This is a genomic window from Pseudomonas aegrilactucae, from assembly GCF_019168305.1.
Lineage (GTDB): Bacteria > Pseudomonadota > Gammaproteobacteria > Pseudomonadales > Pseudomonadaceae > Aquipseudomonas > Aquipseudomonas aegrilactucae.
The window spans coordinates 1-5465 of record NZ_JAHTBI010000099.1 but is presented as its reverse complement, the minus strand read 5'-3'; the positions used below and the strand labels follow the sequence as shown (position 1 = coordinate 5465).

Here is a 5465-nt window from a genome sequence, read left to right as displayed (position 1 = left end):
CCGTCAATGGATTTTCGGAAGTCGACGGGCTTGGGGTAGAGATAAACTTTTTCGACTTTGGCGTCGGGGCGCATCATGGCGGCTGGCTCCAGAAAGAAATCGGGAGCACAGCATCGGGGGTCAGCTAAGCGCTTTGAATGTGGGGTTCATGGAGCGCTTACGCTTGACTGGAGCGCCTGAGCCTTCGAGGAAGCAGGGCGCGAAAGACCTGACCGTAAAGGTCGCCGCCGGCTAACCTTTGATGCAGCAGGCGATCAGCGCACGTCGCTTGGCCAATAACGTTATTTTGTCAGCGGGCTTTTTCAAGCACGTCTTTCGCGAGGGAGGAGCGCTCGCCGATCAACGCGGCGCCACTGTAAGTCAGGTGGCTGTAGTCACGGTAAAGGATGGTTCCCTCTATCTCGGTTTTGCAAACGCCATCGCTGCATAGAAATCCGAACAGGCTCAGAAGCTCGATATCCGCCAACTTGGCCGCCTCGGCCATCATGTTGAGTGTCCGGCCTCTGTATCTTTGATTGGCATTCGTTGTAATGGTGCAGTCCGGCTGTGGGCCGAGGCTGAATTTTCCCCGCGCCCGGCGTTCCAGGCAGGCACCAATGTCCGAGCCGTCGGCGGGCGGCGGTGCGATAAATACAACCTTCTTGCCAGCGTTGTGCAGTTCTTTGGCAAGTGAGGCTAGCGCGCTGGCGACGATCTCGGGGGAAGCTTCGCGGGTTTCATATTTGTCTTCCGCTGTCTGCGTCAGGAGGCTATTGGCTTTACTCAAAGGACCTTGCAAGCGCCCAGCTATAACGACGGTCTCGATATCCTCGTTTGCCTTGGCGTACTCAAGGGTATTCGAGTTGAACCCGATACAGGCTTTAGCAGAGTCGATGTTGTAAGGCGTGTTGGCACCCTTATTGAACCGAGCGAGACGATCAAGCGGATCGCATCCGCTCATGGTTATCTGTTGTACGCCGTGCTCCCGAAGGGGGCCTGCAAGCGCCGAAGTCCATGCCATTGCGTACGAATCACCCCACACCAAAACCTTCGGGTGGGCGTTGGTTTTACAGCGTTCCTTGATTGAGAATGGTTCGGCGGCCTTCAGTGCGCACTCGGATGCCAGGCCGTAGTTGGTTCGGCGGATGTGCTTGTAGTTCGTGTCGGAGGCCGTAGTGTGCGCAATGATTGAGGGAGAAATAGCAATAGCCGCTGAGCACGCTACCAGCCCAGCAACATAATGGCGTCGTTTCGTCGGGTTCTTTTTTCGGAATGGCTCTTCAACGAAGCGGTAGAGCGCAATGCTTAGCAAGAGTGAAAGTGCAACGGCGATCCAAATTGCAGAGTGCGGCGGTTCGTCTAGATAGGCGGCTCGAGTAAAAACCAATATTGGCCAGTGAACCAGGTACAGCGAGTACGAGATATCACCGACCCGGGCTATCGCTTTTATGGGAAGGCTGTTCTCCCAGGTCTTCGGGTTATGACCCAGAAGGACCACTAGCGTCGCCATGCATACGAGCAGTGCGTCAAGACCTGGGTGTGGAAGGCCCGTTGGGAAAAAGGGCGCCATAAGTATTAGCGCAATTGCTGGAATACGGGCAAGTGATAAACCGCGGTGAGCGTTTGTTTTGAGCTTGACGATTGCAGCCAATGATCCAAGGCCAAGCTCCCATACTCGTGTGAGTGTCAAGTAAAAGGCAGCATCAGGGTGGTGCGATGCCAGATAAAAACTCAGCACCACACTGGAAAGCACAAGGGCTGCCACAACGGGCAGCCATGCTTTTCTCGGAATGAAGAATAACAAGAGCGGCATTAAAAGATAGTATTGCTCTTCAACAGCCAGCGACCAGAAGTGCAGAAGTGGTTGGGTGTCGGCGGCCGCTTCAAAGTAGCCTGTTTGGCTCCAGGCAACAAAGTTTGAGACGAACAGAAGGGCGCCAATGACTTGCGTTTTCAGGTCCTTTAGCGCTAGGTCTGTGAGTATGAAGGGCGCGCAGGCAACGACAAAGGCGAGAACAACAAAGGCTGCGGGCAGCAATCGTTTTGCGCGTCGGAAGTAAAAGCGCAAGAAGCTGAAGTGCTTTGTTTCAATTTCCTTTCGAAGGATGCCGGTAATTAGAAAGCCAGAGATAACGAAGAAAAGGTCCACGCCAAGGTAGCCGGCGAAGTCAATTAATTGTGTGTGGTAGAGTACGACCAGCAGGACTGCGATGCCGCGTAATGCCTGGATGTCAGTTCTGAATGCGGATTTCTGCACGTCTGCAGGACGTATACTGGTTGACACGGTTTTTCCCCTGGTGCAATTGTTCGCGCTCTGGCAGGCGGCGCCATGATGATGTGTTTCTTGGTAAACGTGCTTTTTCTATACAGTGCTCACGTGGCGCGGAGACTGCCATGGCCAATTGCTTTTTTCAATTTTATTTCGGTCGGGCATAAGCTATTCGGGTGCCAGGTTGCACTATTCAGGATGCTCATCCTGCGCAATTTTCTTTCGGGTGTGTCTGGTGCTGGGGTCGCAAGACATATGCTCCAGGTAGGCAAGTGCCGCAGCTAAGTGCTGGGCATGGCCTGATCGAGCTCTCGTCTATTAACGCATCTCTGCGCCTCGGAATGATCACGCTTGTTGGAGTAAATTGGGTAATGAGCAGGGTAGGCGTCCACTGGGGCGGTGTGTCATCATCTTGCCTGGCGCGAAAAAGCCGCTTACCGCTCTGGGGCCCTCGCGACGCCAAAGCTAAGGAGCAACTGGCGAACAGGGGTAAATGTCCAGGCGCCAGCGTGAAGGCAGAATCTGGAATGTGGGGTGTTGTGGGCCGCGTGGCTGATGCTAGAATGCTGGCCATTTTGAATGGGGATTTAAGTTTGCTGGCATATAGACCTGAGTTGGATGGGCTTCGAGCTGTTGCTGTTCTGAGTGTGGTTCTGTTTCATGCTGGTTTCGGCCCTATCAGTGGTGGGTATGTTGGTGTAGACATATTTTTTGTTTTATCCGGTTTTCTGATCTCTTCGATTCTTATTCACGAGATAACGACTCATCAATTTTCGTTTTCCCGATTCTATGAACGAAGAATTCGTAGACTGTTGCCGCCACTTATTCCGGTATTGATTGTTACGGGGTGCGCGGCATTTGTTTTTTTTTGACAGGGTACCGCTTGAAGAATTTTCAAAAAGCCTTTATTCGACGCTTGCCCTGTCTGCTAATTGGTATTTTTTGTCTTCAGTGGGGTATTTTGACGGGCCGGGCGAGTCCACGCCACTTCTTCATATGTGGTCGCTGTCGGTTGAAGAACAGTTCTATCTGTTTTTTCCAATTATTCTGATTCTAATAATCAGGAAAAAAAGAACACTGCTTCCGGCGTTGTGCGCCGCCCTCTTGGTCATCTCTTTCTCTATTGCAACGTATTACCTGTATGCAGGGAAGCAGGAAATCGCTTTTTATAGCTCGTTGGCGCGTTTTTGGGAGTTGCTTGTGGGTGCCTTGTTGGCATCCGTTCAGGCGCGGCTGAATCCGTCAAGGCGTGCGGCGGATGCCATGGAGATAGGTGGGCTTCTTCTTTTGGGGGTGGCCATGTTTCTCTACACCCCTGAAACGCTATTCCCAGGGCCGGCGGCGTTGCTGCCGACATTCGGCACTGCGTTAATAATAGCTGCGCATGGGCGGGGGCGGTTGGTGTCACCTGTGCTCAAGTTTCCTTCCATCGTGTGGGTTGGTCTCATTTCCTATGGTCTCTACCTGTGGCATTGGCCGATTCTTGTATTTGTTAGATACCTTAAGCCCCTTGCCGGTGCGTATGAGCTCACGGCGGCCGTACTGATTTCCGTTTTTCTCTCGGCTGCATCCTACTATTGGCTCGAGGCGCCTATACGGCGCAAGAAGGTGTTTTCAACGAAGCGCAGTGTATTTAACTTCGGTATTATTGCTACGGCAATGCTCGCTGTCATGCTTTCGTTAAGTATGATCTCGATCGTTGAGAGCGCGCGGTTGAAGGTGAACGGTTGGGTGCGAGGCGTATTGTACGATGACAGCAGGGTTTCAGTGCTCGCCGTGATCGAGAAAGAAAAGAAATACTATATGGGTAACCTGAATCTAAACTATCACGGTGGTTTGGATGAGTTTAGTTTGTCGCGTTTTAATGGCTACACTTGCAGTTTTGATGGTGGGAATACTCAGGATCGAGTCTTGGGTTGTCTGGTAGGGCAAGCCAAGAAAGATAATATATTGGTGGTGGGTGATAGCGTTGGGCGGGATACGATGTGGGCGCTGAGGCGTGCATATCCGAATAATAATTTTATCATGATCCATCAGTCTGCCTGTCCGCCGGCCGAGTTTTTTAATAAAAGCAAAGGGAATACCTGTTTTCCCCAGCTTGACGATACAATGCAGAAGCTTGCGAAGCAGGTTAACGTGAATGGTATTGTCTTGAGCTTTCGATACCGGCCCAGGCATTGGGTGCATATCAAAAACAGTATTCCTCAGATGAGAAGGCTTGTAGATAATATAGTGTTGGTTGGCGTGAATCCGATGTTCCTGGTGGCGGTTGACAAGTACATAAAAGGGCTTCCGGACAATACATCGATACCCGCTGTTATCGATAAGGGTGATGGCAAAATGATTGGCTGGGATTTTGACGGTGTTGCACAAGACGCTAAGCAGGTGGCCCGAAAAAACCATATCATGTTTGCCGATGTGAGCCGGTTTTTCTGCACGCATAGCGCTTGTAAGTTGTGGGTGGATGGGTCATATGAAAAGCCACTGTTCTGGGATAACCAGCACATGACGAATTTGGGTATGTCCAGCTATGCGAGTTACTTAGCGTCAAAGCCAGAAATAAAACAGGTTGTAGGGGATGCCAGCGCAGGTGCACTCCAATAATCTACGGTAGCCTGCGTTTTTTGAGTCGAATGGCGGCGCCTTCGCCCTGCCATGCAGTCTGCGCGACGTGGATGGTTGCGCAGGCGGTTGAAATGTCGATCAATGTGCAGGGAATGGCACCTTCCCCGCACGCTCACGCATTACTCGGCGACAGCCCGCTTCACATCAAGCTTGAAGGTGTCGTATGCGATCCACGAACCCCACCTGCCCAGGAGTGCGACTTTGTTTTACCGTGGCATCTCCAGTGAGCAGTTCCACGGCAGCAACGCCTCGTAGTCGGCTAGCGACTGCGCGAGTGGCAGGCGTTCCAGTACGTGGCGCAGCCACGTATAGGGCTCCTGGCCGTTGAATTGGTGTGGCCGTTGCCAGTTGTAGCGCTGCATCAAAAACCGACCAATATCCTGCTGTGCCAGCGAAGCACTCATGTAGCCCACTGTTGGCACCCATTCTGTTTTCAGACTGCGAAACAACCTTTCCATCGGCGCATTGTCGTGGCAGTTTCCGCGCCGACTCATGCTCTGTTTGAAGCGATAACGCCACAGTCGCTGACGGAAGCTTCGGCTACCGTATTGGCTGCCTTGATCGCTGTGAAACGTAAGCGCTCCATGAACCC

The 5465-nt window shown here is 52.3% G+C and carries 4 protein-coding genes; 2 read left to right on the top strand and 2 right to left on the bottom strand.

Features of this window, described 5'->3' with window-relative positions; translation table 11 throughout:
• Positions 1-289 precede the first annotated feature (289 nt).
• Positions 290-2263 carry an acyltransferase family protein gene (locus KUO17_RS26990; RefSeq protein WP_217977924.1) on the bottom strand — a complete coding sequence of 658 codons (1974 nt, stop codon included), beginning with the start codon at positions 2261-2263 and terminating at the stop codon, positions 290-292.
• Positions 2264-2520: 257 nt separating this feature from the next.
• Between KUO17_RS26990 and KUO17_RS26985 the strand changes: the two genes are divergently transcribed.
• Positions 2521-3120 (top strand): acyltransferase family protein, encoded by a 600-nt coding sequence (locus tag KUO17_RS26985; RefSeq protein ID WP_217977923.1) that lies wholly within the window; start codon positions 2521-2523, stop codon positions 3118-3120.
• On the top strand, positions 3107-4852 hold the full coding sequence (locus KUO17_RS23220) for an acyltransferase family protein (protein ID WP_217977922.1): 1746 nt from the start codon (positions 3107-3109) through the stop codon (positions 4850-4852). The genes KUO17_RS26985 and KUO17_RS23220 overlap by 14 nt, the downstream gene beginning before the upstream one ends.
• Positions 4853-5079: 227 nt before the next feature.
• On the opposite strand, the gene KUO17_RS23210 is transcribed toward KUO17_RS23220, so the two are convergent.
• Positions 5080-5465: transposase domain-containing protein (locus KUO17_RS23210; RefSeq protein ID WP_255263755.1), on the bottom strand; the 386-nt coding region annotated here is incomplete at its 5' end.